Source organism: Streptomyces sp. NPDC001902 (genome assembly GCF_042891295.1).
In the GTDB taxonomy this organism is placed as follows: Bacteria; Actinomycetota; Actinomycetes; order Streptomycetales; family Streptomycetaceae; genus Actinacidiphila.
Genome location: NZ_JBIATA010000005.1, coordinates 38,998 through 65,391, shown reverse-complemented (window position 1 = coordinate 65,391; position 26,394 = coordinate 38,998). Strand labels below are relative to the sequence as shown.

The 26,394-nt window shown below is 73.5% G+C and carries 24 protein-coding genes; 10 read left to right on the top strand and 14 right to left on the bottom strand.

What is annotated here, in order from left to right; all coding sequences use genetic code 11:
- Positions 1 to 71: 71 nt before the first annotated feature.
- The 7 genes from mraY to mraZ form a co-directional block, all read right to left on the bottom strand.
- Entirely contained in the window at positions 72 to 1,136 is a 1,065-nt protein-coding gene (gene mraY / locus ACFYYN_RS11195; protein WP_499511361.1) for a phospho-N-acetylmuramoyl-pentapeptide-transferase, read from the bottom strand.
- Positions 1,136 to 2,560, bottom strand: coding sequence for a UDP-N-acetylmuramoyl-tripeptide--D-alanyl-D-alanine ligase (locus ACFYYN_RS11190; RefSeq protein ID WP_500330486.1), 1,425 nt, complete (start codon positions 2,558 to 2,560; stop codon positions 1,136 to 1,138). Before ACFYYN_RS11190 ends, mraY begins: the two co-directional genes overlap by 1 nt.
- On the bottom strand, positions 2,557 to 4,152 hold the full coding sequence (locus ACFYYN_RS11185; protein ID WP_500545535.1) for a UDP-N-acetylmuramoyl-L-alanyl-D-glutamate--2,6-diaminopimelate ligase: 1,596 nt from the start codon (positions 4,150 to 4,152) through the stop codon (positions 2,557 to 2,559). The genes ACFYYN_RS11190 and ACFYYN_RS11185 overlap by 4 nt, the downstream gene beginning before the upstream one ends.
- 169 nt (positions 4,153 to 4,321) lie before the next feature.
- Positions 4,322 to 6,706: a peptidoglycan D,D-transpeptidase FtsI family protein gene (locus tag ACFYYN_RS11180; protein WP_500545534.1), complete on the bottom strand. Its 2,385-nt coding sequence runs from the start codon at positions 6,704 to 6,706 to the stop codon at positions 4,322 to 4,324.
- Positions 6,707 to 6,779: 73 nt separating this feature from the next.
- Positions 6,780 to 7,223: a cell division protein FtsL gene (gene ftsL / locus ACFYYN_RS11175; RefSeq protein WP_500545533.1), complete on the bottom strand. Its 444-nt coding sequence runs from the start codon at positions 7,221 to 7,223 to the stop codon at positions 6,780 to 6,782.
- Positions 7,220 to 8,188 carry a 16S rRNA (cytosine(1402)-N(4))-methyltransferase RsmH gene (gene rsmH / locus ACFYYN_RS11170; protein ID WP_500329850.1) on the bottom strand — a complete coding sequence of 323 codons (969 nt, stop codon included), beginning with the start codon at positions 8,186 to 8,188 and terminating at the stop codon, positions 7,220 to 7,222. The genes ftsL and rsmH overlap by 4 nt, the downstream gene beginning before the upstream one ends.
- 156 nt (positions 8,189 to 8,344) lie before the next feature.
- On the bottom strand, positions 8,345 to 8,818 hold the full coding sequence (mraZ, locus tag ACFYYN_RS11165) for a division/cell wall cluster transcriptional repressor MraZ (RefSeq protein ID WP_500329851.1): 474 nt from the start codon (positions 8,816 to 8,818) through the stop codon (positions 8,345 to 8,347).
- 194 nt (positions 8,819 to 9,012) lie between these two features.
- Between mraZ and ACFYYN_RS11160 the strand changes: the two genes are divergently transcribed.
- From ACFYYN_RS11160 to ACFYYN_RS11145, 4 genes are all read left to right on the top strand, one after another.
- Positions 9,013 to 9,555, top strand: coding sequence for a beta-class carbonic anhydrase (locus tag ACFYYN_RS11160; protein WP_499511367.1), 543 nt, complete (start codon positions 9,013 to 9,015; stop codon positions 9,553 to 9,555).
- A gap of 108 nt (positions 9,556 to 9,663) precedes the next feature.
- Complete coding sequence (locus ACFYYN_RS11155; protein ID WP_500545531.1) at positions 9,664 to 10,641, top strand: AAA family ATPase; 978 nt, start codon at positions 9,664 to 9,666, stop codon at positions 10,639 to 10,641.
- Positions 10,642 to 10,675: 34 nt separating this feature from the next.
- Positions 10,676 to 12,019 (top strand): DUF58 domain-containing protein, encoded by a 1,344-nt coding sequence (locus tag ACFYYN_RS11150; protein ID WP_500329855.1) that lies wholly within the window; start codon positions 10,676 to 10,678, stop codon positions 12,017 to 12,019.
- Positions 12,019 to 14,559 carry a transglutaminase TgpA family protein gene (locus ACFYYN_RS11145; RefSeq protein ID WP_500545716.1) on the top strand — a complete coding sequence of 847 codons (2,541 nt, stop codon included), beginning with the start codon at positions 12,019 to 12,021 and terminating at the stop codon, positions 14,557 to 14,559. The genes ACFYYN_RS11150 and ACFYYN_RS11145 overlap by 1 nt, the downstream gene beginning before the upstream one ends.
- A gap of 189 nt (positions 14,560 to 14,748) precedes the next feature.
- Here ACFYYN_RS11145 and ACFYYN_RS11140 read toward each other — a convergent pair whose 3' ends face one another.
- The 3 genes from ACFYYN_RS11140 to ACFYYN_RS11130 all read right to left on the bottom strand — a co-directional run bounded on the left by ACFYYN_RS11140 (position 14,749) and on the right by ACFYYN_RS11130 (position 16,743).
- Positions 14,749 to 15,159, bottom strand: a complete 411-nt coding sequence (locus ACFYYN_RS11140; protein WP_499511370.1) for a DUF3040 domain-containing protein — start codon at positions 15,157 to 15,159, stop codon at positions 14,749 to 14,751.
- 234 nt (positions 15,160 to 15,393) lie between these two features.
- Positions 15,394 to 16,164, bottom strand: a complete 771-nt coding sequence (locus tag ACFYYN_RS11135; RefSeq protein WP_499511371.1) for a class I SAM-dependent methyltransferase — start codon at positions 16,162 to 16,164, stop codon at positions 15,394 to 15,396.
- Positions 16,165 to 16,251: 87 nt separating this feature from the next.
- Positions 16,252 to 16,743 carry an SAV_6107 family HEPN domain-containing protein gene (locus ACFYYN_RS11130; RefSeq protein ID WP_500545530.1) on the bottom strand — a complete coding sequence of 164 codons (492 nt, stop codon included), beginning with the start codon at positions 16,741 to 16,743 and terminating at the stop codon, positions 16,252 to 16,254.
- A gap of 199 nt (positions 16,744 to 16,942) precedes the next feature.
- On the opposite strand from ACFYYN_RS11130, the gene ACFYYN_RS11125 reads away from it, so the two are divergent.
- The 6 genes from ACFYYN_RS11125 to ACFYYN_RS11100 all read left to right on the top strand — a co-directional run bounded on the left by ACFYYN_RS11125 (position 16,943) and on the right by ACFYYN_RS11100 (position 23,103).
- Positions 16,943 to 17,704 carry an ATP-binding cassette domain-containing protein gene (locus ACFYYN_RS11125; protein WP_500545529.1) on the top strand — a complete coding sequence of 254 codons (762 nt, stop codon included), beginning with the start codon at positions 16,943 to 16,945 and terminating at the stop codon, positions 17,702 to 17,704.
- A complete protein-coding gene (locus ACFYYN_RS11120) occupies positions 17,676 to 19,790 on the top strand; it encodes a YhgE/Pip family protein (protein ID WP_500545527.1) in 2,115 nt (704 codons plus the stop codon). The genes ACFYYN_RS11125 and ACFYYN_RS11120 overlap by 29 nt, the downstream gene beginning before the upstream one ends.
- Before the next feature lie 43 nt (positions 19,791 to 19,833).
- Positions 19,834 to 20,445 (top strand): TetR/AcrR family transcriptional regulator, encoded by a 612-nt coding sequence (locus ACFYYN_RS11115; protein WP_500545526.1) that lies wholly within the window; start codon positions 19,834 to 19,836, stop codon positions 20,443 to 20,445.
- A gap of 289 nt (positions 20,446 to 20,734) precedes the next feature.
- Positions 20,735 to 21,349 carry a DUF4126 domain-containing protein gene (locus ACFYYN_RS11110; protein WP_499511376.1) on the top strand — a complete coding sequence of 205 codons (615 nt, stop codon included), beginning with the start codon at positions 20,735 to 20,737 and terminating at the stop codon, positions 21,347 to 21,349.
- A gap of 10 nt (positions 21,350 to 21,359) precedes the next feature.
- Complete coding sequence (locus ACFYYN_RS11105) at positions 21,360 to 22,889, top strand: phytoene desaturase family protein (RefSeq protein ID WP_500545525.1); 1,530 nt, start codon at positions 21,360 to 21,362, stop codon at positions 22,887 to 22,889.
- An 85-nt stretch (positions 22,890 to 22,974) separates the two neighbouring features.
- Complete coding sequence (locus tag ACFYYN_RS11100) at positions 22,975 to 23,103, top strand: hypothetical protein (RefSeq protein ID WP_500545524.1); 129 nt, start codon at positions 22,975 to 22,977, stop codon at positions 23,101 to 23,103.
- Positions 23,104 to 23,124: 21 nt separating this feature from the next.
- Here ACFYYN_RS11100 and ACFYYN_RS11095 read toward each other — a convergent pair whose 3' ends face one another.
- The 4 genes from ACFYYN_RS11095 to ACFYYN_RS11080 all read right to left on the bottom strand — a co-directional run bounded on the left by ACFYYN_RS11095 (position 23,125) and on the right by ACFYYN_RS11080 (position 26,307).
- Positions 23,125 to 24,078 carry a hypothetical protein gene (locus tag ACFYYN_RS11095; protein ID WP_500545523.1) on the bottom strand — a complete coding sequence of 318 codons (954 nt, stop codon included), beginning with the start codon at positions 24,076 to 24,078 and terminating at the stop codon, positions 23,125 to 23,127.
- A gap of 56 nt (positions 24,079 to 24,134) precedes the next feature.
- Positions 24,135 to 25,052 carry a methylenetetrahydrofolate reductase [NAD(P)H] gene (gene metF / locus ACFYYN_RS11090; protein ID WP_500329866.1) on the bottom strand — a complete coding sequence of 306 codons (918 nt, stop codon included), beginning with the start codon at positions 25,050 to 25,052 and terminating at the stop codon, positions 24,135 to 24,137.
- 161 nt (positions 25,053 to 25,213) lie between these two features.
- Complete coding sequence (gene thiE / locus ACFYYN_RS11085) at positions 25,214 to 25,894, bottom strand: thiamine phosphate synthase (RefSeq protein ID WP_500545522.1); 681 nt, start codon at positions 25,892 to 25,894, stop codon at positions 25,214 to 25,216.
- A 47-nt stretch (positions 25,895 to 25,941) separates the two neighbouring features.
- Positions 25,942 to 26,307: an Rv2175c family DNA-binding protein gene (locus ACFYYN_RS11080; RefSeq protein ID WP_500329869.1), complete on the bottom strand. Its 366-nt coding sequence runs from the start codon at positions 26,305 to 26,307 to the stop codon at positions 25,942 to 25,944.
- Between the last annotated feature and the right edge of the window lie 87 nt (positions 26,308 to 26,394).

Sequence of the window (26,394 nt, the reverse complement as noted above, 5' to 3'; positions counted from 1 at the left end):
CCCGGCCGCCTCGACGGCGGCCGGCGGAAGTCCGTCCTGACGCGAGCCGGGCTCCTGCCCGGGGGCCGAGGTCACTGCGCGGCCACCCAGCCCGCGTAGAAGAGACCGAGGCCGACGGCCATGCACATGCCCTGGATGATCCAGAAGCGGACGACGACCAGGACCTCGCTCCAGCCCTTGAGCTCGAAGTGGTGCTGCAGCGGTGCCATGCGGAAGACCCGCTTGCCGGTCAGGCGGAAGGAGCCGACCTGGATGACCACGGAGAGGGTGATCAGGACGAAGAGGCCGCCCAGGATCGCCAGCAGCAGCTCGGTGCGGGAGCAGATGGCCAGACCGGCCAGGGCGCCGCCGAGCGCGAGCGAGCCGGTGTCACCCATGAAGATCTTGGCCGGCGAGGTGTTCCACCACAGGAAGCCGAAACAGGCGCCCATCAGCGCCGCGGCGACGACCGCGAGGTCGAGCGGGTGCGGTACGTCGTAGCAGCCGGGCCCCGCGGTGATGACGTTGGAGCAGGACTGGCCGTACTGCCACACGCCGATGACGGTGTAGGAGGCGAAGACCATCACCGAGGCGCCGGTGGCCAGGCCGTCGAGGCCGTCGGTGAGGTTCACGCCGTTCGACATCGCGAGGATCATGAACAGCGCCCAGATCACGAAGATCACCGGGCCGAGGGACCAGCCGAAGTCCTGTGTGAAGGACAGCCGGGTGGAGGCCGGGGTGACGCCGCGGGCGTCGGAGAACTGCAGCGACAGCACCGCGAAGGTGATGCCGACGATCAGCTGGCCCGCCATCTTCGCCTTGGCCCGCAGGCCCAGGCTGCGCTGCTTGACGATCTTGATGTAGTCGTCGAGGAAGCCGACGACGCCCAGTCCCGTGAAGAGGAAGAGCACCAGCACGCCGGAGATCGTCGGGCGCTCCGAGGTGATGACCTTGGTGAGCGCGTACGCGACGAGCGTGGCCAGGATGAAGGCGATGCCGCCCATGGTGGGCGTACCGCGCTTGCTGTGGTGTTCCTTGGGCCCGTCGTCGCGGATGAACTGGCCGTAGCCCTTGCGGGCCAGCAGCTTGATCAGCATCGGGGTACCGACGAGGGACAGGAACAGACCGAGAACACCCGAGACCAGGATCTGGTTCATTACTCAGCGCCCCCGCCCTCGACGCCGTCGAGCAGCGCGAGTGCGACCCGCTCCAGGCCGACCGCCCTCGATGCCTTCACCAGCACGACGTCCCCCGGACGCAGTTCACTGCGCAACAGGTCGATCGCCGCCTCAGCGTCGGACACGTGCACCGACTCCTCACCCCACGAACCCTCGTTGTAGGCGCCCATTTGCACCCAGGCGGCCGCCTGGCCGCCGACTGCCACGAGCTTGCTGACGTTGAGCCGGACGGCCAGCCGTCCGACAGCGTCGTGCTCCGCGAGGGCCTCCCCGCCGAGCTCCGCCATCTCGCCCAGCACCGCCCACGTGCGTCCCCCGCGTGCCTCGGCGGCACGGCCCATGGCCGCGAGCGCGCGCAGGGCGGCTCGCATGGATTCGGGGTTCGCGTTGTAGGCGTCGTTCACGACCGTCACGCCGTCCGGCCGTTCGACGACCTCCATGCGCCAGCGGGACAGCGTCCCCGCCTCGGAGAGCGCGGTGGCGATCTCGTCGACGGGCATGCCGAGTTCACGGGCTACGGCGGCCGCGGCAAGCGCGTTCGACACGTGGTGCTCACCGTACAGGCGCAAGGTCACTTCGCTGCACCCGGTAGGCGTTGTGAGCGTGAAGACGGCCTGACCTCGGTCGTTGAGGCGGACGTTCTCGGCGCGGACGTCTGCGTCGGCGGACTCGCCGAACAGCACGACGCGCGCCTTGGTGCGGGAGGACATGGCGCGTACGAGGGGATCGTCCGCATTGAGCACGGCGACGCCGCCGTCGGCGGCCTCCGGCAGCGCCTCGACCAACTCGCCCTTGGCCTGGGCGATCTGCTCTCGGCCGCCGAACTCGCCGATGTGGGCGGTGCCGACGTTGAGGACCACGCCGATCCGCGGCGGGGTCAGCTCGGTGAGGTAGTGGATGTGGCCGATGCCGCGGGCGCCCATCTCCAGCACCAGGTGCCGGGTGGTGTCGTCGGCGCGCAGCGCGGTCAGCGGCAGCCCGATCTCGTTGTTGAGCGAGCCGGGCGTCCAGACGGTCGGGGCGAGCCGCTGCAGCACCTGTGCGGTGAGGTCCTTGGTGCTGGTCTTGCCCGCCGATCCGGTCAGCGCCACGAGGGTCGCGCCGAGCCGTTCGATGACGTGCCTGGCCAGTGCGCCCAGGGCGAGCTGGACGTCGTCCACGACGATCGCGGGCACGCCGACCGGCCGGGCCGCCAGAACGGCGACCGCTCCGGCCGCCACGGCCCGCTCCGCGTAGTCGTGACCGTCCACGTGCTCGCCCTGGAAGGCGACGAAGAGGCCGCCCGGCGTCACCTTGCGGGAGTCGATCTCCACGGACCCGGTGACGGGCACCGTAGGGTCCGGTATGTCGTACGTGCTCCCGCCGACCGCGTGTGCGACCTCGGCGAGGGTGAGTGGGATCACAGCTGGTCCTGGTCCTTCTCCTGCGCTGGTGTGCCGGCGGCCCGTTCGATGGCCGCGCGCAGCACTTCTCGGTCGTCGAAGGGGCGTACCACTCCGGCGATGTCCTGGCCCTGCTCATGGCCCTTGCCGGCCACCAGTACGGTGTCGTCCGGCCGGGCCAGGGCGACGGCGGTCGCGATGGCCGCCGCCCGGTCGGGTTCGACGACGACATGGCCCCGCTCGTGCGCGGGCACCCCGGCCGCTCCGGCCAGCATCGCGGTGAGGATCGCGAGCGGATCCTCGGAGCGGGGGTTGTCCGAGGTCAGCACGGCCGTGTCGGCCAGCCGTGCCGCGGCGGCGCCCATCGGGCCGCGTTTGGTCTCGTCGCGGTCCCCGCCGCAGCCGAGGACGATGTGCAGGTTGCCCTTGGTGACCTTGCGCAGGGCCCGCAGCACCGATTCGACGGCGTCGGTCTTGTGGGCGTAGTCGACGACCGCGAGGTACGGCTGGCCCGCGTCGACGCGCTCCAGCCGGCCCGGCACGCCCGGGACGGCGGCGACGCCCTGGGCGGCCGTCTGCGGGTCGATCCCGGCCACCGCCAGGGCGGCGATCGCGGCGAGGGCGTTGGCGACGTTGAAGGGGCCGGGAAGGGGCGAGGCGGCCTCGATGCGCACGCCGCCCGGGCCGACGACGGTGAAGGTGGAGCGCAGCGGCCCGGTCACGACGTGCTCGGCGCGCCAGTCGGCGTCGGGGTGGCCGTCGGCGGAGAAGGTGGTGATCGGCACCTGCGACTCGCGGACCAGGCGGCGGCCGTACTCGTCGTCGATGTTGACCACGCCGGCCTTGCTGCGGCGCGGGGTGAACAACTGCGCCTTGGCCTGGAAGTAGTCCTCCATGCCCGAGTGGAACTCCATGTGCTCGGGGCTGAGGTTGTTGAAGACGGCGACGTCGAAGACCGCCCCGTCCACCCGTCCCAGCACCAGGGCGTGGCTGGAGACCTCCATGACCAGGGACTCGATCCCGCGCTCGCGCATCACCGCGAAGAGTGCCTGCAGGTCCGTGGCCTCGGGGGTGGTGCGCTCGCTCTTGATCCGCTCGTCGCCGATCCGGGACTCGACCGTGCCGATCAGTCCCGTCCCGCCGCCGTGCACCGCGCGCAGGCCGCCCTCGATGAGGTAGGCGGTGGTGGTCTTGCCGGAGGTGCCGGTGATCCCGATCTGCAGCAGGTCCTCACCCGGCCGGCCGTAGATCTCGGCGGCCAGCTCGCCCATCCGCGACCGGGGGTCCTGGACCGTCAGCACCGGCAGGCCGGTCGCCGCCGCACGCTCGGCGCCCGCCGGGTCGGTGAGGATCGCCGCGGCCCCCAGTTCGGCCGCCTGCGGGGCGAAGTCGGCACCGTGGAAGCGGGCACCGGGCAGCGCGGCGTACAGGTCGCCGGGGCGGACGGCCCGCGAGTCGTGCGTGATCCCGGTGACCGGGGCGGCGCTCGGCGCGGGCGGTTCCGCGCCCAGCCGCGCGGCCAGTTCCGCGGTCGGTACGGGCCGGACCCGGGTGGGGCGGGGCGCGCCCGGCTGCGTCGGTTCGGGGCGGGGGGACTGATCAGCGTGTGACACGGCCGTGAGAGTACCCGCCGGGCCGGGCTCCGGGCCAAAAGCCCCTCGCCGGGCTTCCGGCCTGCTGCTTCCTCCGGTACGGTCCGCGTGCGCGGGGCTACCGCCCGTACCTTCCGCTGTGGGGTCGTGTCCGTTCACGGCCGCCGTTCCTTCCTCCCCTGCTCGCCGGTCACGGCTTCGAGGGGTCCCACTCGACCGGCAGGTTCGGGGCCTTGGTTCCGCTGGGCGCCGCCTGCAGGGACTTCAGGGCGAACTCCATGACCCGCTTGAACACCGGGCCGCAGATCTGACCACCGAAATAACTGCCGCGGGTCGGGTTCTGGATCACGCAGGACACGGTCAGCCGCGGGTCGTCGGCGGGGGCGAATCCCATGAACGAGGCCGTGTAGCCGCTGTAGGTGCCCGTTTCCGGGTCCACCCGGTTGGCCGTGCCGGTCTTGCCCGCGACGCGGTACCCCGCGATGCGGGCCCTGGTGCCGGTGCCCTGCTCGTCGCCGACCACGGACTCCAGCATGGTGGTGAGCGTCTTGGCCGTCTTCGCGCTGACCACCCGGGTCCGCGGCGCCTGCGGGGACGGGACGAAGCGGCCGTCCGGGCCGGTCGTGCCGCGCACCAGGCTGGGCTCGACCCGTACACCGCCGTTGGCGATCGTCGAGTACACCGAGGTGGCCTGCAGCGCGTTCAGCGACAGGCCCTGCCCGAAGGGGATGGTGTACTGCTGGGACGCGTTCCACTGGTCCGGCCTCGCCAGGATGCCGGGCGTCTCGCCGGGGAAACCGACCCCCGTGGGCCGCCCGATGCCGAATTTCCTCAGGTACGAGTAGAGGACGCGGTTGGCCTGCTTCTGGTTCTTGCCGAGTTGCTCGGCGGCCAGGATCGTGCCGATGTTGCTGGACTTGGCGAGCACGCCGTTCAGGGTCAGGTGCCAGGTGCCGTGGTCCACGTCGTCGTGGAAGACGCGGTCGGCGCGCGGCAGGGTGCCGGGCACCGTGACGTGGGTGTCCGGGGTGGCCACGCCCTCGTCGAGGACCGCGGCCATGGACATCAGCTTGCTGACGCTGCCGGGCTCGTACGCGTCCTGCAGCGCGGCGTTGCCGAGGGCGGTGGGGTCGGCCCGGGTCAGGTCGTTGGGGTCAAAGCCGGGGGCGTTGGCCATGGCCAGCACCTGCCCGGTGCGGGTGTCCTGGACGATCACGTAGCCGCGGTCGGCGTCGGACGCCCTCACCTGCTGGGTGATCGCCCGCTGGGCGGCCCACTGGATGTCCCGGTCCAGGGTCAGCTCCACGTCGGTGCCGGGCTCGGCGGCGCGCTCCTGCACGCTGGCCGTGGGCACCCGGCGGCCGCCGGACTGGGCGTAGGTGACGGTGCCGTCCTTGCCCGCCAGTGCCTTGTCGAGGCGGCTCTCCAGACCGCCGCCGCCCGCGCCGGAGGCGTTCACCCAGCCGATCACGCCCGCCGCGAGGTTACTCGCGGGGTAGACGCGCTTGGCGTGCCGGAGCCGGAAGACCCCGGCGAGGTAGTTGACGCCGTCGCCCTTCTCGGCGCGGTCGGCGAGCGCGCTCTGCAGGTCCTTGATCTGGTTCCAGACCTGCGGCGACTGCTGCCGGGCGATGATCTCGTTGCGCGATCCCGGGTAATTGGCGAGCTGCTTCGCGATCTCCTTCTGGTCGCCGTCGACGATCGGCGCGAGCAGTTCCGCGGCGCGCGCCGGCGCGTCCTTCACCTCGGCGTACTTGGGGGTGAAGAGCATCGGGTCGGCCGTGATGTCGTACGCGTCGACGGTGGTGGCCAGGTCGACCCCGTTGCGGTCGGTGATCGTCCCGCGCTCGGCGGCGAGGGTCACCTTGACGTTGCGGTTGACCTCGGCCTTCGCGGCGTAGGTCGCGGCGTCCACGGCCTGCACCTGGAAGAGCCGGATCACGAAGGTGAGCATCACCAGCGTCAGCGCGAAGCTGACCAGCCGCAGGCGCGGCCGTGGCCGGCCCAGCCGCAGCAGCGGCGCACCGGCCGGCGTGACCGGGCGCGGGGGCCTGCGCCGCGGCGGTACGGCCCCGCGGCCGGCCCGGTCCCGGGCGCCCCTGGCGTCGCGTCCGCCGACGGCCGGCCTGCGGGCCCCGGGAGTGCGTCCGTGCGGCACGCCGGAGGTGCCGGCGCTGCCGGACGTGCCGGACGCGCCGGATCCCTCGCGGCGGGGGGTGGGCCTGCGGGCCCGCGGGTCGCGGCCCGCCTCGCGGGCGGTCCGGCCGCCGTCGTCACGTGGCCGCGCCCCGCGTGCGGCGGGCTGGCGTGCCCCCGCCTGCTGCCCGGGTGCGGTCCTCCGGCGGGGTTCGCCGGTCTCGCCGCCGCGTGCGGGCGTTCCGGCGTCGCCGTCGCGTCCCCGGGGCACCTGCCGGCGCCGGGGGGCGGCTCCGCCGCCGTCACCGCGGCCGCCACGGCCCCGGGCGTCGGGCCCCGGGCGGCCGGCGCCGTTCTCCCGGCCGGCCCGGTCACGCCGTTCGCCCCGCTCGCCGCGGTCGCCCCGCTCGCGCGGCGGCTCCCCGTCGCGGGTCACCACGCCCCGGCACCTTCCCGGCCGGCCGGACGGGCGGATCGGGGCGGGTGGAGGGCGCGGGGCCCCGGAGCAGCGGTCACGGGGTCTCCTTGGGGCTCGTGCTGGGCTTGGCGGAGGCGGAGGCGGACGGCGTCGGGCCCAGGGAGGCGGCCGCGGAGCCGCTGGGAGCGACGGTGGCGGGCGCCGTGCTCGGGCTGGGGGCCGGCACGTACGGCGCGGCGCCGGGTCTGCCCAGGACCCTGCCGTCGGGGGCGAGGAAGGCCGGGTTGCCACCGGGGACCATGCCCAGGTCGCGGGCCTGCTCGTCCAGTGCGTCCGGCGCCGAGTACTGGTCGACCTCCTGCTGCAGCGCCTGCTCCTCGTCGGTGTACTGGGTGGTCTTCTTCTGCAGCTCGCTGAGCTTGAAGGAGTCCCGGTTCACCGCCGAGTTGAGCAGCAGCAGGGTGATCAGGCCGCCGCCCAGCAGCAGCACGATCAGCAGGACGAAGGGCGAGCGCGCCGCCGAGGTGCGCCGCCTCACGCCAGGGCCTCGCGGATCCGCTGGGCGCCGCGCAGCCGCGCCGGGGCGGCCCGGCGGTTGGCGGCGATCTCGTCCTCCGTGGGCAGCTCGGCGCCGCGGGTGAGCAGCTTGAGCCGCGGCTGGTACTGCTCCGGCACCACGGGCAGCCCGGGCGGCGCCGTGATGGCCGCGCCGGCGGCGAGGACGCCCTTGACGAGGCGGTCCTCCAGGGAGTGGTAGGACAGCACGACGATCCGGCCGCCCACGGCGAGCGTGGCGACGGCCGCGGGGATGGCGCGCTCCAGCACCGTCAGCTCCCCGTTGACCTCGATGCGCAGCGCCTGGAAGGTGCGCTTGGCCGGGTTGCCTCCGGTCCGCTTGGCGGCCTGCGGCAGCGCCTCGCGGATCAGCTCGACCAGCCGGGCGCTGGTGGTGAAGGGCTCGCGTGCCCGCTCGCGGACGACCGCCTCCACGATCTTGCGGGCGAACTTCTCCTCGCCGTAGTCGCGCAGCACCCGCACCAGCTCGCCCGGCGGGTAGGTGTTGAGGACCTCGGCGGCGCTGATGCCCGCGGTCTGGTTCATGCGCATGTCCAGCGGCGCGTCCTGGGCGTAGGCGAAGCCGCGGTCGGCCTCGTCCAGCTGCATGGAGGAGACGCCCAGGTCGAACAGGACGCCCTGCACCTTCGGGACGCCGAGCCGCTCCAGCACCTCGGGGATCTCGTCGTAGACGGCGTGCACGAGGGTGGCCCGGTCGCCGTACGGGGCGAGCCGCTCACCGGCGAGCTTGAGCGCGGCGGGGTCGCGGTCGACGGCGACCAGCCGGACCTCGGGGAACCGCCGCAGCAGTGCCTCGCTGTGCCCGCCGAGGCCGAGGGTGGCGTCCACGACCACCGCGCCCGGCGCTTCGACGGCGGGCGCCAGCATGTCCAGGCAGCGGTCCAGCATGACCGGGACGTGGCGTGGCTCGGACGGGGTGGTGCTCATGAAGCCCTTCTCATCTGCTCGCGGGGACGTACCACTGGGTCCCCGCCCGCTCGTGGGCGGCCTTCTGGCACCGGGGAAGGAGTGCCAGCGGACCGGGGAGCGGGAGGAGGCCGAGCGTCACGTACTCGTACGTGAGCCATCAGGCTACGGGCGAGGTCACAGTAAGCCGGGAGGCACCTCCTGGGACAACGCCGAAAAGGCGTCTTCCTGACCCGCCAGATAGTCCTCCCAGGCCGCCGCGTCCCACACCTCGACCCGGGTGTTGGCGCCGATCACCGCGCAGTCGCGGCGCAGTCCGGCGTAGTCGCGCAGGGGCTGCGGGAGGGTGACGCGGCCCTGCTTGTCGGGGACCTCGTCATGGGCGCCGGCGAAGAGCACGCGCATGTAGTCGCGTGCCGCCCTGGAGGTGAGGGGGGCGCTGCGCAGCTCCTCGGTGAGGGCGCGGAAGCCCTCGACCGGCCATACGTACAGGCAGCGCTCCTGGCCCTTGGTGATGACCAGGCCGTCCGCGAACTGTTCGCGGAACTTCGCGGGGAGGACCAGCCGGCTCTTGTCGTCCAGCCGTGGCGCGTACGTCCCGAGGAACATCCGCACCTCCCGCACCAGGTTGGTCGACCCACTTCGCGCCACTTTACTCCACCGGCCCCCACGGTCAACGAGAAGCCTGCCCTGGCACGGGCGCCCTGGTGGGCGTCCGCGCCCGAATCACCCGCACGGGCGAGCGCGCGCGACGCCTGTGGGTTACCTCACAGTGCACCGGTTTGACCGAGATTTGCCGGACCCTCCAGCAGGTCGGAAGAGACCGTGCCCTCTACGGTCGTGTCATGTCGATAAACGCGCATGAGTCCGCGGTTCCCGCCGGCACCGGCACGGCGTCCGTCACCGACCGGCTGGTCGAGGCGAACCGGCGCTACGCGGAGCAGTTCCGCGACCCCGGCATGGACGCCCGCCCCGTTCTGCAGGTGGCCGTGGTCGCCTGCATGGACGCCCGCCTCGACCTGCACAAGGCGCTGGGCCTGGAGCTCGGCGACTGCCACACCATCCGCAACGCCGGCGGTGTGGTCACCGACGACACCATCCGCTCGCTGACCATCAGCCAGCGCGCCCTGGGCACCCGCTCGGTCGTGCTGATCCACCACACCGGCTGCGGCCTGGAGTCGCTGACCGAGGAGTTCCGCACGGAGCTGGAGGAGGAGGTGGGCCAGCGTCCGACCTGGGCGGTGGAGTCCTTCCGTGACGTCGACCAGGACGTGCGGCAGTCGATGCAGCGGGTCCGGACGTCCCCCTTCCTGACCCACACGGGCGATGTGCGGGGGTTTGTGTTCGACGTGCACACCGGCCTGCTGCGCGAAATCACAAACGAGTAACGGAAGCGGAGTGACGCGGAGCATAGTTGAAGGGGAGAATGCTTCGTATAACGGGGAGGGCCGGTCCAGGGATGACCGTGTCCCCAGGAACGGGCCGAGGAGAACCGGGTGACGACCTATGACGCGCGAGCGAGCCTCAGCGATCTGACTGCCACGGCGGACCGCGTACGCCGGTCGGTGGAGAACGTGATCGAGGGCAAGCCCGAGGTCGTACGGACTGCGCTGACGGTGCTGCTCGCCGAGGGACATCTGCTCATCGAGGATGTCCCCGGCGTCGGCAAGACGATGCTTTCCAAGGCGCTGGCCCGGTCGATCGACTGCTCGGTCCGGCGCATCCAGTTCACGCCGGACCTCCTGCCGTCGGACATCACCGGGGTCAGCGTCTTCGACCAGCAGCGCCGCGACTTCGAGTTCAAGCCGGGCGCGATCTTCGCGCAGATCGTCGTCGGCGACGAGATCAACCGCGCGTCGCCCAAGACGCAGTCGGCGCTGCTGGAGTCGATGGAGGAGCGGCAGGTCACCATCGACGGCAGCACCTACCCGCTGCCGAGCCCCTTCATGGTCATCTCCACCCAGAACCCGGTGGAGATGGAGGGGACGTATCCCCTGCCCGAGGCGCAGCGGGACCGCTTCATGGCCCGGGTCTCCATCGGCTACCCCAGCATGGAGGCCGAGCTGGAGATGCTCGACGTGCACGCGGGCGTCAGCCCGCTGGACGACCTGCAGCCGGTCGCCCACGCGCACGAGATCGTCAAACTCGTCGAAGCCGTACGGACGGTGCACGTGTCCCCGGCCGTGCGGCACTACGCGGTGAGCCTGGTCTCGGCCACCCGGGACCACCCGGACCTGAGACTCGGCGCCTCCCCACGCGCCACGCTGCACCTGGTGCGCGCCGCCCGCGCCGCGGCGGCCCTGGACGGCCGGGACTACGTGCTCCCCGACGACGTCCAGACGCTGGCCGGCGCCGTGCTGGCGCACCGTCTGCTGCCGACCGCACAGGCCCAGTTGAACCGGCGCACCCCGGAGCAGGTCGTCGCGGAGATCGTGCAGCGCACGCCGGTCCCCGACCCGTACGGCAGCCGGTGACCCGGACGACGGACGGGGACGCTGGAGGTGCCGCGTGACCGAGCGTGAAAGCGGCTTCCGGGCCGCCCTGGGCGGCCTCACCACGCGGGGCCGCTCGTTCCTCGCCGCGGGGATCGCGGCGGCCGTCTGCGCCTACGTCCTGGGGCAGCCGGACCTGCTGCGGGTCGGCCTGCTGCTGGCCGTGCTGCCGCTGGTCTGCGTGGCCGTGCTCCACCGCACGCGCTACCGCGTCGCCGGCAGCCGCCGGCTGTCGCCCTCGCGCGTGCCGGCGATGTCCGAGGCGCGGGTGCACCTGCGGGTGGACAACGTGTCGCGGCTGCCCACCGGCCTGCTGATGCTCCAGGACCGGGTGCCCTACGTGCTGGGGCCCAGGCCCCGCTTCATCCTGGACCGGGTGGAGCCCGGCGGCCACCGCGAGGTGTCCTACCGGGTCCGTTCCGACCTGCGCGGGCGCTACCCGCTGGGGCCGCTGCAGCTGCGGCTGACCGACCCCTTCGGCATGTGCGAGCTGACCCGCTCCTTCAGCGCGTACGACACCCTGACCGTGGTGCCCCGCGTGGAGCCGCTGCCGCCGGTCAAGCTCAAGGGCGACTCCTCCGGCTACGGGGAGAGCCGCACCCGTGCGCTGACCCTGGCGGGCGAGGACGACGTGATCCCGCGCGGCTACCGCCACGGCGACGACCTGCGCCGGGTGCACTGGCGCTCGACCGCCAAGTACGGCGAGCTCATGGTGCGCCGCGAGGAGCAGCCGCACCGCGCCCGGTGCACGGTGCTGCTGGACACCCGGGCCGTGGCGTACTTCGGCGCCGGGCCGGACTCGGCCTTCGAGTGGGTGGTGTCCGGGGCGGCCTCGGTGGCGATGCACATGCTGGAGCGCGGCTACTCCGTACGGCTGCTCACCGACACCGGCACCACGGTGCCCGGGAACGACGGCTTCGGCGGCACGGACTCCTCGGACGCGGCCGGCACCCTGCTGGACACCCTGGCGGTGGTCGACCACTCGGACGGCGCCGGGCTCTCCCGTGCGCTGGACGTGCTGCGCACGGGCAGCGAGGGCCTGCTGGTGGCGTTCTTCGGGGACCTCGACGAGGAGCAGGCCGCGATGGCGGGGCGGATGAGGCAGCGGGCGGGGGCCGCCGTCGCCTTCGTCCTGGACAGCGCCGCCTGGGGGGCGCTGGACGAGGACGGGACGGGACGGCCCGAGGCGCCGCGGACGGGCACGGACGCGGACGCGCCGGAGGACGGCTCGGCCCGGGCCGTGCGGATGCTGCACGAGGCGGGCTGGACGGTGCTCCCGGCCGCCGCCGGCGACGGGCTGCCCGACCTGTGGCAGCGCGCCGACCGGTACCGGTCGCGTGAGGAGGCGGGGACGCGATGATGAGCGGACGAGGGCGGCTCGCGGTCTGCGCGGCGGCGGCGACGCTGATGACCGCCTGCTCGCTGCTGCCGCTGGCGACGCCGAACTCGTGGATCCTGCAGGCCGCCTTCCTGGTGGCGCTGCAGACCGGGGTGGGCGCGCTGGCCCGGCGGGTGCCGCTGGCCCGCCCGCTGACCGTGCTGGCGCAGGCGGTGGTCACGCTGCTGGTGCTCACCTTGATGTTCGCCGGCGAACAGGCCCTGCTCGGGTTCCTGCCGGGGCCCGCGGCGTTCACCCAGTTCGGCAACCTGCTGACGGCCGCGATGCAGGACGTGACCCAGTTCGCCATCCCGGCGCCGGTCACCCCGGGCATCCGGCTGCTGCTGCTCGGCGGCGTGCTGCTGATCGGGCTGACCGTGGACGCGCTGGCGGTGACCTACGGCAGCGCGGCCCCGGCCGGACTGCCGCTGCTGGCCCTGTACTCGATCGCGGCGGGGCTGGCCGGGGGCGACGGCACCCGCTGGCCGTACTTCCTGCTGGCGGCCGTCGGTTACCTGCTGCTCCTGCTGGCCGAGGGCCGGGACCGGATCTCGCGCTGGGGCCGGGTCTTCGGCGGCGTCGGGTCCGGCGCGCGCGCCGGGTACGGAGGACCTACCGGGGCGGTGGCCCCGGTACGGACCGGGCGCCGCATAGGGGCGATGGCGCTCGGCATCGCCCTGGTGGCGCCGGCGGCGCTGCCCTCGATGGGCGTCGGGCTGCTGCCGACGGGGGGCTCGGGCACGGGCAACGGACGCGGCGGCGGCACGATCTCCGCGGTCAACCCCGTGGTCGCGCTCCAGGACAACCTCAACCAGCCCGATGACCGGGTCGTTCTCCGGTACCGGACGAACGCCGTCTCCAACGCGGACATGTACCTGCGGATCGTGGCGCTGGACCGCTTCACCGGTGACAAGTGGGAGCCCGCGCAGCGCTCCCTCACCGGCGTGCCCAAGGTGCTGCCCAGCCCCCAGGGGCTCGGTCCCGACGTGAAGGCCACCGAGGTCGCCACCTCGGTCGCGGCGGACAAGAGCTACGTCCAGATGTGGCTGCCGCTGCCGTACCCGGCCACACAGGTGCAGGTCGACGGGCGCTGGCGCTTCGAGCCCACGGGCCGCACCATCATCGGCGACCGGGGCCAGACCACCTCGGACACCCGTTACCAGGTCAGCAGCCTGGCGCTGGAGCCGACCGCGGAGCAGCTGGCGAGCGCGCCGCCTGCCGACGCCCGGCTGCGGGCCGAGTACACGAAGGTGCCGGACTCGCTGCCCCCGGTGGTGGCGCAGACGGCCCTGGAGGTCACCAAGGACGCCACCAACGACTACGAGCGTGCCCTCGCGCTGCAGCGGTGGTTCACCTCGGGCGCCTTCTCGTACGACACCTCGGTGCGCTCCGGCACCGGTGTGCAGGCCATCACCCGCTTCCTGCGCAACAAGGAAGGGTTCTGCATCCACTTCGCCTTCACGATGGCGGCGATGGCGCGGACCCTGGGCATCCCCGCGCGGGTGGCGGTCGGCTTCACGCCCGGCACCTCGGAGTCGGACGGTGCGTACGCGGTGGGGCTGAAGGACGCGCACGCCTGGCCCGAGGTGTACTTCGAGGGCGTCGGCTGGACGCGGTTCGAGCCCACGCCGACCCGCGGCACCCTGCCGGGCTACACCCAGGAGGCGGCCACCTCCGACTCCGGGCCCACGGCGCCCGACACCCCTGAGCAGTCCGCGGGGGCCGGGGCCAGCACCGGCCCGACCGTTTCGCCGTCCTGCCTGGGCAAGGACGCCCAGCTCGGCAACTGCGACCCCCTGGGGCAGGCCTCGGGCGTCGGCACGCAGGACGAGCGGCTGTGGCCGCGGATCGTCACGTGGACGCTGCGCGTCCTCGCCTGGGCCGTGGTGCCGCTGGTGGTCCTGGTCCTGCTGCTGCCGCTGCTCTGGCGGCGCAGGCAGCGTTTCCAGCGGCTGCGCGGCGGCGGCCAGGACCCGGCGGCACTGGCGGCATGGCTGGAGCTCACCGGGCGTGCCCGGGGCACGGCGGGAGCCGACGGGCAGGGCGGGGCATCGCAGGGCCTGACCGCCGGCGAGCTGGACGCCATGGGCGCCCGGGACGGTGCCCGGACCCTGGCGGCCTGGCTGGAGCTGATCGACACCGCCTGGGACTACGGTCTGCGGCCCGACGAGTCCGAGACCCCGCGCCGGGTCGCGGCGCGCCTCGTCCGCGACGGCGGGCTGGAAGGGCCCTCGGCGGAGGCGGCGCAGCGTCTGGCGACCTCGGTGGAGCAGGCCCTGTTCTCGCCGCGGCCGCCGACGACCACTGGCTCGGCGAAGGACGTCCAACTGGTGCGGGAGGGGCTGCGCAGGAACGCGGACGGCATGACGCGGATCCGTGCCGTGCTGCTGCCGCGTTCCACGGTCCGGGTCGTCTGGCGGTCCGCGGAGCGCTGGTCGGCGGCCTCGGCCCGCTTCTCTGCCAGGCTGCGCGGTGCGGGCGATGCCGTGATGCGACCGCTGCGGCAGCGCCGGAGCTCCTGAGGCCCCCTGGGGGCCGGCCGGCCGGTCGGCCGGCCCCCAGGGGTCCGGTCCCCACGAGCGGCGCGCGGCGGTACGCGGTGCCGACCTGTCGGCGGGCCGCACGCCGCACCCCCGTCGGCCCAGAGGACGGCATGGCGAAGGGGGCGGGGTTCCGACCGGAACCCCGCCCCCTTCGTCTTGGTCTGTGTGTCAGTGGCCCTGTTCGTCGCGGCGCCGCTGCCAGCGCTCCTCGATCCGGTCCATCATCTTGCGCCGCGGCTGGTGGCGACGGCCCCGTCCGACGGCACCCTGCGGGGAGTTCCCCGCGGGAGCGGGGGCCGCACCCGGTTTGGCGGCACGGCGCCAGCCGGTGACGGCGAGAACGGCACAACCGAGCATCACGAGGAAGCCCACGACACTGATCCAGGGCTGCTGGGCGATCATGCCGCCCATCAACAGCCCGATGCCCACCAGGAAGCCCGCCACAGCCAGGTAGACGCGCCGCCTGGTGTAGGTGCGCAGCCCGCTTCCCTCAAGCGCCGACGCGAACTTGGGATCTTCGGCGTACAGCGCTCGCTCCATCTGCTCGAGCATGCGCTGCTCGTGCTCCGAGAGCGGCACGGAGTCCTCCTCCTCGTCGGTCGCGGGGGAGCGACCGGTACGACCCTTCCAGGATAGGCAGGGAATCGCCCCCGTGAAACCCGCCCCACTACGCCAATCCGACGGGGGGTGTTTTCCCCGTCGAACGCCACGTCATGCCAGCATAAGGCCCTGAACCGGGAATCGGGGGGCGTGTGACGGACTCCTCCCGGTGGGTGACCGGAAGAGGCAAGGGGCGTCGCCCCCGGTTCCGGCTCAGCCGCGCTCGGCCAGCACGTGCAACTGGGTCGCCACGGCGTGGAACGCGGGCTGCTCGGCGGCGGCCAGTTCCAGCCTCAGCAGGGCGTCCATCGCGCCCGGTTCGGTGTCCACCAGGACGCCGGGGACGAGGTCGGCGAAGACCCGGACACCGTGCACCGATCCGACCCGCAGCCCGGCGTCGGCGACCAGCGCGGTCAGCTCGCCCGCGGTGAAGCGGCGGGGCACCGGATCGCCCTCGCCCCAGCGGCCGTCGGGGTCGTCCAGGGTGTGCCGGGCCTCGCCGAAGTGACCGGCGAGCGCCCGGGCGAGCACGGCCCCGTGACGACTGGCGGCGAGCAGGCTGAGGGCGCCGGAGGCGCGCAGGGTGCCCGCGGCGTTGCGCACGCCCTCGGCGGGGTCGTCCACGTACTCCAGCACGCCGTGGCAGAGCACGACGTCGTGGCTGCCGGCCGGCACGACGTCGAGCAGTCCGTGGGCGTCGCCCTGCACCCCGCGGACACGTTCGGTGACGCCTGCCTCCGCCGCGCGGCGTTCGAGGGCGAAGAGCGCGTCGGGACTGGGGTCGACCACGGTGACCCGGTGGCCCAGACTGGCCACGGGTACCGCGAAGTTGCCGGTGCCGCCACCGGTGTCGAGCACGTCGAGGACGTCCCGTCCGGCGGCCTTGGCCTGCCGGTCCAGCGCATCGCGCAGGACCTCCCAGACCACGGCGGTACGCAGGGCTGCGCGGGGCCGCAGCGGTTCGGCCCCTCCTGGACGGGACATGCGGACGGCTCCTCGCGGACGGACGGGGCAGGGGACCGGTCGACCCGGCCTGGGACCCACTCTAGTGGGCTGCCGCCCGGCGGCCGATCAAGCGGGACGGCCGGTCTGCGGCCGGTCCAGCACGGGCTGCAGCACCAGCAGGCGCTCCACGAGCCGCAGGAACATTTTCGTCGCACGGACGAGGTCGTCGGCCTCCCGGGGGCTGACCGCGCCCTGGATGCCGGCCTCGGCGCGCGCCCGCTGACGGGCTCCCGCCTCGAACAGGGCGCTCCACTCGGCCAGTTCGGGCGCGACCTCAGGCAGTACCTCCCAAGCACTGCGTATCCGCTGCCGGCGCCGCCTGGTGGGTTCGGGGCGGCCGCGCACGGCGAGGACGGCGGCCGCGGTGCGCAGGGCGGCCAAGTGTGCGGTGGCGAAACGGTCGTTGGGGGTCTCCAGGACGGCGGCCTCATCGAGCCCCCGCCGGGCCTGGACGAGCAGGTCGAGGGCGGCCGCGGGGGCGGTGGCCTTGCGCAGCACGGGGTGGACGTCGGTGGCACTGCCGCCGGAGACGGCGGCCCTGCGGGCTGGCACGGTCATCACATTCCTCCTGTCTTCGCATGACGTGTCCGACAGTTCCTGACCTTCAGCACTCATCGTGAAGCACACCTCTGACAATCGCGCTGACCTGCACAAACGGTCGCGGTGACCGGACAACGTCCCGGGATTCGCGGTCCGGTGGCACGATGCGTTAGAGTTTTTGCACTGACTGGTCAGTTCAAAGAATGGGGGCGGGCGAGTGATCACCGCGGAGGGGTTCGGGCTCAAGGGGCCCCGGGGCTGGGTGTTCCGGGAGGTCACCTTCACCGCGCCGGCGGGCGGTCTGGTCGCCGTCGAGGGTGCCTCCGGCTCGGGCCGCACCTGTCTGCTGCTGTCGCTGACCGGGCGCATGCGCGCCACGGAGGGCCGGGCCGAGGTGGCCGGGCTCACGCTGCCCAAACAGCTCGCCGCGGTCCGCCGCGTCGCAGCGCTCGGCCCCGTCACGGGGGTCGCGGAACTCGACCCGGCCCTCACCGTCGGCGAGCACCTTCGGGAACGCGTGCTGCTGCAGCGGCGGTTCGGCGGCTCGCTGCGCGAACTGGTGCGGCCCGGCACGACGGACAGGGCGCGCGTCGACGGGGCGCTGACGGCGGCCGGGCTGGACCTGTCGACGCTGCCCAAGGCCGAGCGCACCGCGGCCCGGGACCTGGAGCGGCTCGAGGCCCTGCGTCTGGGCACCGCCCTCGCGCTGCTGGGCCGCCCCAAGGTGCTTGCGGTGGACGACGCCGACCACAAGCTGGCCCCGGCGGAACGCGAGGAGGCCTGGGCGATGCTGCGGGCCGTCGCCGCGGGCGGCACGACGGTGCTGGCGGTGTGCTCCCAGGCTCCGGGGGACGCCGTGGTGGCGCGCACCCGGCCGGCCGCCGCGGAGACCGACACGCATACCGACTCGCATACCGACGCGAAGACCGACGACGAGGAGGGGGCGGCCGATGCGCACGCCGAGGCTGGCAGCGCTTGAGCTGAGGAAGTTCGGCAGGGGGCGGCTGCCGCGCGCGGCCATGGTGTCGCTGCTGCTCCTGCCGCTGCTCTACGGCGCCCTGTACCTGTGGTCCTTCTGGGACCCGTACGGGCGGCTGGACAAGATCCCCGTCGCCCTGGTGAACGCCGACCAGGGCACCACCGTGAACGGGCAACGGCTCGCCGCGGGCGACTCCATCGTGGACGGCCTGCGGGAGAGCGCCACCTTCGACTGGCGCGAGACCAGTGCCGCCGAGGCGGCCAAGGGCGTCGAGGACGGCACGTACTACCTGTCGCTGACCGTCCCGCGGGACTTCAGCGCGCGCGTCGCGTCGAGCTCCGGCGACCACCCGCGTACCGGCGCGCTCCAGGTGCGCACCAACGACGCGAACAACTACGTCGTGGGGCAGATCTCCCGCACGGTCTTCTCCGAAGTGCGGTCCGCCGCCTCCATCAAGGCGTCGAGGGACTTCTACGACCGCATCTTCGTGGCCTTCTCCGACCTCCACGACGAGACGGTCAGGGCCGCCGACGGCGCGGACGACGTCACCAAGGGCGCGGGCTCGGCCCGGACCGGATCCAAGAGGCTCGGCGACGGCATCTCCACCGCCGAGGACGGCGCGCGCCGGCTGGCCGGCGGCCTGCACACGGCGAAGAAGGGCAGCAGTTCGCTGGCCGGCGGGCTGGGGGCGCTCGACAGCGGCGCCGGCCAGGTCGCCTCGGGGACCCAGGCACTGGCCGACAAGGTCAACGGCGCCTCGGACGAACTGACCTTCGTCAAGCAGCACGTCAAGGAGATCAACGCGGTGGCCCGGGTCGTCGCCCGTGGCTCGCAGGCCGCCCGCGACGGCATCGGCGACCTGCCGCGGCAGTCGGCGCGGGCGGCCCGCGACGCCGAGGCGGCCGCCGCCGGGATCCACGACGCCTACGCCGAGCAGTGCCCCCTGGGCGCCGTCACCCCGCAGTGCCGGACGCTGAAGCAGGCCGTCGACGCCGCCGACGAGGTGGCGGGCGTCGCCGCCCGTCTCGACACCTACGTGCAGGGGCACTCCGTCGCCCTCGACGACCTCCGCGACGACCTCGGCACGCTGCACTCGGCGGCCGTGGCGCTGTCGGACCCGGCGCTCGCCACGAAGCTGCAGAACGCCGTCGACGGCGTCAACCGGCTCAACGAGGGCGCCCACAAGGTGGCGAAGGGGCTGCGGACGGCGTCGGACGGCGCGGGCGCCCTCGACGCCGGGCTCCGGGACCTGGCCTCCGGGGCCGACACCCTGGCGGGCGGGATGTACCGGCTGTCGGACGGCAGCAACCAGCTGACGACCGGTCTGACCCGGCTCACCGACGGCAGCGGGCAGCTCGCCGACGGCCTGCACGACGGCGCGTCCCGGATCCCCGACTACGACGGCGCCGAGCGCGCCGACCGCACCGAGGTGATGGCCGACCCGGTCCGGCTCGCCGCGCAGTCGCTGCACAAGGCGCCCAACTACGGGACGGGCTTCGCCCCCTACTTCATCCCGCTGTCCCTGTGGGTCGGCGCGATGGTCGCCTACATGCTGCTGCCGCCGCTCAGCAGGCGCGCCATGGCCGCGGGCGCCCCCGCCTGGCGGATCGCGGTGGCCGGGTGGCTGCCGGTGCTCGCCATAGGGGTGCTGCAGACACTGGCCCTGATGGCGGTGCTGCACTGGGCGATCGGCCTGCAGATGGTGCGGGCGGCCGGGACGGTCGGCTTCCTCGTGCTGGTGACCGCCTGCTTCGCCGCCATCGTGCAGTGGCTCAACGCCCGCTTCGGGCCGGCGGGACGCGTGCTGGTGCTGGCGCTGCTCATGCTGCAGCTCACCTCGGCGGGCGGCACCTACCCGGTGCAGACCAGCCCCGGCTTCTTCAACGCGATCCACCCCTTCCTGCCGATGACCTACGTCGTCGAGGGGCTGCGTCACCTCATCACGGGCGGCGGGCTCTGGCCGGTGTGGCGGGCGGTCCTGGTGCTGCTCGCCTTCACCGCGGGCGCGCTGGCGCTGACCGCGGTGGCGGCCCGCCGCAAGCAGGTGTGGACGCTGGACCGGTTGCATCCGGAGCTGTCCCTGTGAGGCCGCACGAAACCGGGCGCCCGGACCGTAGACAATCGTCGTCATGAACAGTGCACGACGGCAGGCCACCCGGCAGAAGCTCTTCCAGGCCGCGGTCACGCTCATCGCCGAGCAGGGCTTCTCCGCCACCACGGTCGACGAGATCGCCGAGCGCGCCGGGGTGGCCAAGGGCACCGTCTACTACAACTTCGCCAGCAAGAACGAGCTCTTCGAGGAGCTGCTGCGGCACGGCGTCGGCCTGCTGACGGCCTCCCTGCGGGAGGCGGGGGCGGGCGTCACCGCCCGCGGCGGCAGCCACGTGGACGCGATCGACGCGATGATCCGGGCCGGGCTCGCCTTCATCGCCGAGTACCCGTCCTTCACGCAGCTGTACGTGGCCGAGCTGTGGCGGACCAACCGCGCCTGGCAGAACACGCTCATGGTGCTGCGCAAGGAGGCGGTCGCGGTCGTGGAGCAGACGCTGCACGACGCGGTGACGGCGGGCGAGCTCAGCGACGAGATCGACGTGCCGCTCACGGCGGCCGCCCTCTTCGGGATGGTGCTCGTCGCGGCGCTGGACTGGCTGTCCTTCCAGCCCGAGCGCTCGATCGACGACGTGCACGCGGCCCTGTCGCGGCTCCTGCAGGGACGGGTCGCGGGGCACGCCAGAGCCTGAGCGCCGTACGACGGCGCGCCGCCCCGGCGCGGCCCGATCCCCCGTCGGGCCGTTCCGGGACGGCGTTCCCCCGTGCACCCCCGCTCCGGCCGGGCGCAGCGCCGTTCCGCCGCCCCGTGTCGGCGGTGCCGGTGCCGTGCCCTTCCGTTGCCTCCACCTTGGCGTCCGGGCCGCCCCGCGCTCATCCGTGCGGGTACTCAAGTGGGGGTCTGAGTACAGGTACTCATGACCGGGTCGTATCGCTCAAAGGCCGCGGTGGTTTTCCAGGGCTTCGGTAGCATCACGGCCCATGTCGGTACTTCCGCTCGTGTTCACCAGCGGCTGGGCGAGCGGGATCAACGCCTACGCCGTGGTCTTCCTGCTGGGCCTGATGGGCGCCACGGGCGTCAGCGACCAGGTGCCGCCCGCCCTGGAGCGCACCGACGTGCTGATCGCCGCGGGGATCCTGTTCCTCTGCGAGGCGGTCGCGGACAAGATCCCCTACGTCGACACCACGTGGGACGCCGTGCACACCGCGATCCGGCCGGTCGCCGGGGGCGTGGTGGCGGCCCTGCTGGCCGGGCAGGACGGCTCGCTGCCGCAGCTCGCCGCGGGCGCGGTCGGCGGGACGACGGCGCTGGTGAGCCATCTGGTGAAGGCCGGGCTCCGCATGGGCGTCAACACCTCGCCGGAGCCCGTGAGCAACATCGTGATCAGCCTCGCGGAGGACGTCGGCGTCGCCGCGATCATCGTCTTCGCGCTCTTCCACCCGGTGGCCGCGGCGAGCATCGCGGCCGTGCTGCTCGTGCTGGGCGTCATCACCGTGATCTTCATACTGTCGCGGATCCGCCGTGCCTGGCAGCGCTGGAAGGCCCGCAGGGAACGCCGCAAGGCCGGTCGCGGCGTTGTCGGTGGCTGGGGTTAGAGTCCCGTTCATGGCACGGATTGCGGTGATCGGCGCGGGGATGGGCGCCATGGCTGCCGCCGCCCGGCTCGCCACCGGCGGGCACCGGGTGGCGGTGTACGAGCGGGCCGGCACCCACGGGGGCGGTGTGCGGCGGCTGGAGCGCGCGGGCTTCGGGTTCGACACCGGCCCGGGCCTGCTGCACCTGCCCGCCGTCTACCGCGACCTGTTCGTCAAGACCGGCAGGGAGAGCCTGGAGGACAGCGTCGCGCTGCGCCAGGTCGACCCGGCGAGCCGCCACCTCTTCTCCGACGGCACGTCCGTGTCGCTGCCCAACGCGTCCCGCGGCGGGGTCGTCGCGGCCCTGGACGCGGCGCTCGGCACCGGCGCGGGCGAGCGCTGGAGCGAGCTGCTGGTGCGGGCCCGGGAGGTGTGGGACGCCACGCGCCGCCCCCTGCTGGAGGACGCGTTCGCCGGCGACCCGGCCGCGCTCGGCCGCGATCCGTATCCGGCTCCTCCCGTGCGACGGGGGCTGTTCCGGCGTGGCGCGCCCACCCTGGCCGACGTCGCCCGGCGCGAACTGGACGATCCGCGGCTCGCCGCGCTGCTCGGCTCCTATGCCCTGGCGTACGGCTTCGACCCCCGCACCGCGCCCGGCAGCGCCACCGTGCTGCCGTACATGGAGCAGACCTTCGGCAGTTGGTACGTACGCGGCGGCATGCGGGCGCTGGCCGACGCCGTGCACGCACGGTGCGTGGCGCGGAGGGTGGAGTTCCACTTCGGGACCGTGGTCGCGGGGATCGTGGAGAAGGACGGCCGTGCGGCCGGTCTCGAACTCGCCGACGGCACAAGGGTGGAGGCCGACACGGTCGTCGCCGGTGTCGCCCCGTGGCTGCTGCCCCCGCTGCTGGCGCACGGCGCCGGGGGCGTCCGGCCCGACGACGGGGTGTGGGACGGCATCGGTCCCGGCCCCCGCTGCGAGGGCCCCGGGCGCCTCACGGTCTGCCTGGCGCTGCGCGGGGCCCGGCCCTCGGACGCCGTGCACCGTACGGTCGTCCACACCGCGGACCTGGAGGCCGAGGCGGCCGCACTGGGGCGGGGCGAGCTGTACGACCGCCCGACGGTCACGGTGCTGCGCCCCGACGACGACACCCTGCGGCCCGACGACGCCTCGGAGTCGGTCACGTTGAGCGTCACGGTCCCGCCCCACGGCCCCTCGGGGGTGGACTGGCGGGCGCCGGGTACGGCCGAGCGCGTCGCGGACGCGGCGCAGGAGGCAGCGGCGGCGGTCCTGCCCGATCTGACGGACCGCCTGCTGTGGCGGACCGTGCACACGCCCGCCGACACCGAGGAGGAGACGGGCACCCCGGGCGGCCGGCTCCCCCGCCCCGCCCTGGCCGGCGCGGACGGGGCTCATCTGCACCCCAGCAACCGGCTGCTCGTCCCCGGTCTGTACCTGGTGGGCGGCTGGTCCCACCCCGGTGGCGGCCTCGCCCACACCGGAATGTCCGGTGCCATCGCCGCCGACCTCATAGCGGGCGGTCCCGGCGGCAGCCGCTGAGGCACGCGTCCCGCGCCCGGACACCGGTGGCGTCCCCTACCGTCTGTGCTCCGCGCCGCGCGCGCGGACCGACGCGGCCGTCGCGGTGCGCGGCCCGCTGCCCGGACTCCTGCCCCTCGTCCACCGGCGGCAGCCCGTCGCCGCCGCGGACGTGGAGGTCCTCGGTGACGCCGGGCTGCTGGACTTCCGGCTGGAGCGGGTCGGTTTCGGCTGACGGGTCCGCGGCCCGTGGGCGCTAGCTGTAGCGGTAGGGGTCGTACGGGTCGTACTGGCCCTGCTGCTGCCCCTGCTGCTGGCCCTGCTGGTCGTACGTGTTCTGCTGCTGCGGGACGTAGGGCTGCTGCTGCTCCCCGCCCTGCTGCGGCACCCACACGCCGCCCGCCGGGGTGTCGTAGCCGTACTGCTGCTGGGTGCCCTGGCCCTGGCTCTGCCCCTGGTACGGGTCCTGGTAGCCGCCCGCGTAGGTGCCGTAGGCCGCCGTCTGCTGCTGCTCCCAGCCGCCGGTCTGCTGCTGTCCGTAGGCGTCGTACGAGGCGGCGGCGGGCTGCTGTTGCTGCTGGCCGCCGTTCCAGTCGCCGTAGCCGGTGGTGGCGTAGTCCTGGTAACCGGCGCCCGCGTACGGGTCCTGGGCGTAGTTCGGCTGCCCGTTGTACATCGGGTACTCGCCGCTGTCCTCGTGCATGGGCATGGGCTGGTAGACCTGCGTGGAGTCCATCCCTGCCGGTGCCGCCGCGGCCGGGCCGGCGGCGGCGTAGCTGTCGTAGGACTGCCCGACGCCCGCACCGGCCTGAGTCTCGCCCGCGGGCTCCTCGTACGGCGTCGCCAGGCCGTCGTCCGGCAGCTCGTCGCGCTCCGCGCCCCGGCCGCGGCGGCCGGCGGCACGGCGTGGCAGCGGCGGCGCCTCCTCGTCGTCCTCGTCGTCGGCGCCCTCATTGGGGGAGCGCAGTGCCCAACCCTCGACGAAGCCGCGGCGGTAGGAGAGCGTGACGAACGTCTGGCCCGCGCCGAAGGCGACGGCACCGGCCACGATGACGAGGACCGAGGGCAGGTAGACGCCCAGGACGACACCAAGGAACCCCGCGAAGGCCAGCAGTCGCCACCTCAGCCGCGCCTTGTACTGCAGGAGCACTTCACCGAGCAGCCACAGCGCGACCACCCCGAAGGCGATGTAGAGCACTGTGTAGGCCATGAGCGCACTTCCTCACCGTTCACCGTCGTCGGCCCACTGGGGCGGCGGGTCCGCCCTCACGACCTCTGGTGCAGTCCCAGATTCTCGTAGATTTCCAACGACGCCGTGGAGTGATTAAGGGTAATGAAGTGCAGCCCCGGGATGTCCTCGGCCATCAGCCGCCGGCACATCTCGGTCGCGTACTCGACCCCGATCGCCCGCACCGCGGCCGGATCGTCCTTGACCGCGAGGATACGGTCCGCGAGCTCCTGCGGGAAAGGCGCGTTGCCGAGCTGGGCGAAGCGCTCGATCTGCTTCACGTTCGTGACCGGCATGATCTCGGGGATGATCGGGGTCTCGCAGCCCACCTTGCCGACGCGGTCGCGCAGGCGCAGGTAGTCCTCGGCGTTGAAGAACATCTGGGTGATGGCGTAGTCCGCGCCCGCCCGGCACTTCTCGACGAAGTGACGCGTATCACTTTCCCAGTCGGTCGAGCGGGGGTGCATCTCGGTGAAGGCGGCGACACCCACGCAGAAGTCGCCCGACTCCTTGATGAGCCGGACCAGTTCGTAGGCGTGGTCGACGCCCTCCGGGTGCCGCAGCCACTCCCCCATGGGGTCGCCGGGCGGGTCGCCGCGCAGCGCGAGCATGTTGCGGATGCCCGCGTCGGCGTACTGGCCGATGATGTTGCGCAGCTCGGCGACGGAGTGGTCGACCGCGGTCAGGTGGGCCACCGGGGTCAGGGTGGTGTCGGAGGCGATCCGCTCGGTCGCCCGGACCGTGCCCTCGCGGGACTTGCCGCCCGCGCCGTAGGTGACGGAGACGAAGGTGGGGCCCACCGCCTCGATGCGGCGGATCGCGTTCCACAGGGTCCGCTCGCCCTTCTCGGTCCTCGGCGCCATGAACTCGAAGGAGTACGAGCGCTCGCCGGAGGCCAGCAGCTCACGGATGGTGACCGCGTGATCGGTCCTGGTGGAGGCGGTTCCGAGGGCCATGGGCCTCAGGCTATCGGCGAGGACTGGGCCGTCCCAACAGACGACGCCCAAAAGTCCACCCCTTGGACATCCCGCGCTCGCGGCGCGAGACGGCCCCGCACGGCGCCCGCCCCCCTGCGGCCCGCCGCTGCGCCGTCGTCCGGTCCTCGCCCGGTCCTCGCTCAGTCCTCGTAGGAGCGCACCCGCTTGGCCAGCTCGGCCGCCGCGGCACCCGGGTCGGCCGCCTCGGTGACGGCCCGTACGACCACGATCCGGCGGGCCCCGGCGTCGAGCACCTGCTCCACGTTGGAGAGGTCGATCCCGCCGATCGCGAACCACGGCCGGTCCGTGCCCAGGCCCGCCGCGTACCGGACCAGGCCGAGGCCCGGTGCGGGCCGGCCGGGCTTGGTCGGGGTGGGCCACACCGGCCCGGTGCAGAAGTAGTCCGCACCGGGCTCCACGGCGGCCGCGGCCGCCTCGGCCTCGGAGTGGCAGGACCGCCCGATGACCACCTCGTCGCCGAGGATCGCGCGGGCGGCCGGCACGGGCAGGTCGCCCTGGCCCAGGTGCAGGACGTCCGCCCCGGCGGCGTGCGCCATGTCGGCACGGTCGTTCACCGCGAGCAGCCTGCCGTGCCGTCCGCACTCCTCCGAGAGGACCGCGAGGTACTCCAGCTCCTCGCGGGCCTCCAGGCTCTTGTCGCGCAGCTGGACGACGTCGACCCCGGAGGCCAGCACGGCGTCCGCGAACGCCGCGAACTCCGCCAGGCCGCCGTGGCGCTTGCGCGCGTCGGTGCACAGGTAGAGCCGGGCGTCGGCGAGCTGGGCGCGGACGCCCGTGCTGGTGCTCGTGCTCGTGCTCATACGGGCGGGTCCCCCTCGGGTGGCTGCGGCGGTGGCGGGTCGTTCGGTCAGACGGCGAGTGCCTGGGCGCGGCGCTTCACCTCGGTGCCGCGGTTGTCGCGCAGCGCCTGGACGGGGGTGCCGGGCAGGCTCTCGTCCGGGGTGAACAGCCACTCCAGGGTCTCTTCGTCGCTGAACCCGTCGTCCTTGAGCAGGGTGAGGGTACCCGCGAGGCCCTTCACGATCTTCTCCTCGCCGATGAAGTCGGCGGGGACCATCAGCACCCGGTTCTCACCACGGCGCACGGCGATGAGCTGGCCCTCCTTGATGAGCTGGCGGACCCGGGTCACCTCCACGCCGAGGCGCTCGGCGACGTCGGGGACGTACAGCCAGGAGGGGACGAGGGAGTCAATCTTTGCGTCGATCTCGGTCACAGGACAAGCGTGCCATCCCGGACCGACACCATGGAACCGCTCAGGCCACCCGTTGCTCCGTCCTGACGGGTCCGCTACGCCTCCGGC

Excerpts from the sequence above, each read along its gene's own strand:
- mraY (WP_499511361.1), bottom strand. The coding sequence starts at position 1,136 with ATGAACCAGATCCTGGTCTCGGGTGTTCTCGGTCTGTTCCTGTCCCTC.
- rsmH (WP_500329850.1), bottom strand. The coding sequence starts at position 8,188 with ATGAGCACCACCCCGTCCGAGCCACGCCACGTCCCGGTCATGCTGGAC.
- ACFYYN_RS11160 (WP_499511367.1), top strand. The coding sequence starts at position 9,013 with ATGTCGATAAACGCGCATGAGTCCGCGGTTCCCGCCGGCACCGGCACG.
- ACFYYN_RS11145 (WP_500545716.1), top strand. The coding sequence starts at position 12,019 with ATGAGCGGACGAGGGCGGCTCGCGGTCTGCGCGGCGGCGGCGACGCTG.
- ACFYYN_RS11135 (WP_499511371.1), bottom strand. The coding sequence starts at position 16,164 with ATGTCCCGTCCAGGAGGGGCCGAACCGCTGCGGCCCCGCGCAGCCCTG.
- ACFYYN_RS11130 (WP_500545530.1), bottom strand. The coding sequence starts at position 16,743 with ATGACCGTGCCAGCCCGCAGGGCCGCCGTCTCCGGCGGCAGTGCCACC.
- ACFYYN_RS11120 (WP_500545527.1), top strand. The coding sequence starts at position 17,676 with ATGCGCACGCCGAGGCTGGCAGCGCTTGAGCTGAGGAAGTTCGGCAGG.
- ACFYYN_RS11115 (WP_500545526.1), top strand. The coding sequence starts at position 19,834 with ATGAACAGTGCACGACGGCAGGCCACCCGGCAGAAGCTCTTCCAGGCC.
- ACFYYN_RS11110 (WP_499511376.1), top strand. The coding sequence starts at position 20,735 with ATGTCGGTACTTCCGCTCGTGTTCACCAGCGGCTGGGCGAGCGGGATC.
- ACFYYN_RS11105 (WP_500545525.1), top strand. The coding sequence starts at position 21,360 with ATGGCACGGATTGCGGTGATCGGCGCGGGGATGGGCGCCATGGCTGCC.
- ACFYYN_RS11095 (WP_500545523.1), bottom strand. The coding sequence starts at position 24,078 with ATGGCCTACACAGTGCTCTACATCGCCTTCGGGGTGGTCGCGCTGTGG.
- metF (WP_500329866.1), bottom strand. The coding sequence starts at position 25,052 with ATGGCCCTCGGAACCGCCTCCACCAGGACCGATCACGCGGTCACCATC.
- thiE (WP_500545522.1), bottom strand. The coding sequence starts at position 25,894 with ATGAGCACGAGCACGAGCACCAGCACGGGCGTCCGCGCCCAGCTCGCC.